This is a genomic window from Arthrobacter subterraneus (assembly GCF_900099735.1).
GTDB classification, from domain to species: domain Bacteria; phylum Actinomycetota; class Actinomycetes; order Actinomycetales; family Micrococcaceae; genus Arthrobacter_D; species Arthrobacter_D subterraneus.
In genome coordinates this window covers 1-1,736 of the sequence record NZ_FNDT01000052.1, presented here as the reverse complement: position 1 = coordinate 1,736, position 1,736 = coordinate 1, and the positions used below count along the sequence as shown (strand labels likewise).

At 59.6% G+C, this 1,736-nt stretch carries 2 protein-coding genes; both read right to left on the bottom strand.

Features of this window, described 5'->3' with window-relative positions:
* Positions 1-324 precede the first annotated feature (324 nt).
* A complete protein-coding gene (locus BLS52_RS18160; RefSeq protein ID WP_090588590.1) occupies positions 325-873 on the bottom strand; it encodes a DUF305 domain-containing protein in 549 nt (182 codons plus the stop codon).
* 197 nt (positions 874-1,070) lie between these two features.
* Positions 1,071-1,607 (bottom strand): DUF305 domain-containing protein, encoded by a 537-nt coding sequence (locus tag BLS52_RS18155; RefSeq protein ID WP_175460243.1) that lies wholly within the window; start codon positions 1,605-1,607, stop codon positions 1,071-1,073.
* Positions 1,608-1,736 lie beyond the last annotated feature (129 nt).

The window sequence follows — 1,736 nt, the reverse complement described above, 5'->3', positions numbered from 1 at the left end:
TCGACCGAGGTAGCCCTGTTGAGCAGATAGAGACCTCCGATGAAGGCTGCTGCAACCACAAGCATCACAAACACACTGAGATAGGTGGAGCTCACATTCCCTCCCTTGATGGCTTCCTCTACAAGCCGGTTGTCTACCTCTCCTGCTTTCAATGTTGCAAAGAAACGGGACCTTCTTCGGCTAGTGCACCATATCCGCGCCACCGTAAGCTTCATTTGCTGAGCGCAACCAGGGCGGCGTTTCCCCCTCCGCGCGCACCGGATCCGTGCGTGGAGGGGGGTTTAGCGTCTGCCTACGGGAGGCATGCCCAGTCGTTCCATCAGATTAGCTCTGAGCTGCGAGCCAGGTGCGGAAGTTGACTGCTTGTGCCTGCTGCGTGGTGATGCCCTCGGCGGCTGATATACGCAGTTGCGGGTGGACGGCGCGGGACTGTATCTCGAGGAGCTCGGCAATTCCGCTGTGGTGGTGTGGAATCATTTCCCGGACGAAGGCAACGTCGAAGTCCTCACTGCTGGGCACAGCAGCCAGCTCTTTCAAAACTTTCTGCGTATGGTCCTGCATGGTCTGCATCACTTCACGGGCGTTCTCGGGCGCCTGATCTACGGCTTCCTCAGGTGTGAGCCCATACCACTCCTTCAGCCAGGTCGTGAACTGGTCAATCTGGTGCTGCTGGTTTCCGATGATGTTTTCGGCGTGGGTGCGTATATCCGGGCTGCTTCCATTCTTCAGCTCCAACTGGGCCATCTCGACCGCATCCTGGTGGTGCGGAATGACCGCGGCAAGGAACGTGGTCTCCAACTGCTCGCCTTCCAGATCAGCCAGGATCTGCGCGAACTTATGGCTGGTCGGTGGGGTCGGCATTGGCTGTGTCATTCTTACTCCTTATCGCTGCTCTACTTCGGCGTGATTGGGGGTACCTTCGGGCCGGCCGGTGCGTGGTAAAACACCTTTTGTCGCCCCTCCGCCAACCGGCGGGAACCTAATGATTCGTAAGGGCAAAGAGTGCTTGGGTCGTCCTGGTCAGTCCACTGACCTGCCCGGCAAACTCGATAAGCGGTGGCGCATGTGCATCACTGCGTGGGACACTGACGCTCCGCCGGCTCCTCGTAATCGGGAACCGGGCGGTCCGCCGCCTCCTGGGCCGTGGCGGCCACACCGTTACGCTCAATGTCATCGATCAACCAGTCCATCTCAAAGATTTCTCGGCGTTGGGCCTCGCTGATCTCCACAGCGAGTTCACACACCCGCACGTCGGCCAGTTCCGAACGCTCAGACCGGGTGATGGCCAGCGAGTGGTGCGGGATCATCGCGCTCATGAAGTCCTGGTCCTGCACGGTGGTCTGGCTGCGGTCCAGGAAAGCCCCGCCACCCAGCAGCAGGAGGCTGACCACCACCACGGACACGTTCGCCTTCGTATTCTTGTACATGTTCAGCATCCAGGCCAGCATGATCAGACCCATCGTGCCGCCCATCGCGAGTGCCATGAACACGCGGCTCTCGCTGAAGCGGATATGGCTCCATTCCCAGGAGCCGATGAACATGACAAAGTACATCACCACCATGGCGGTCAGAATCATCGCCCCGAAGCGCAGATACATGTTCCTCATCTGGTGGGACTTGTGCTCGCCCTGCCCCTGCTCAAGTAGTGCCCATTAGCGTGGTGTAACGGCCCGGGTATCGGGCGTGTTGATCCCGAACGTGAGGCGGCCACCGCGTGATTCTTGGAAAGACCGACC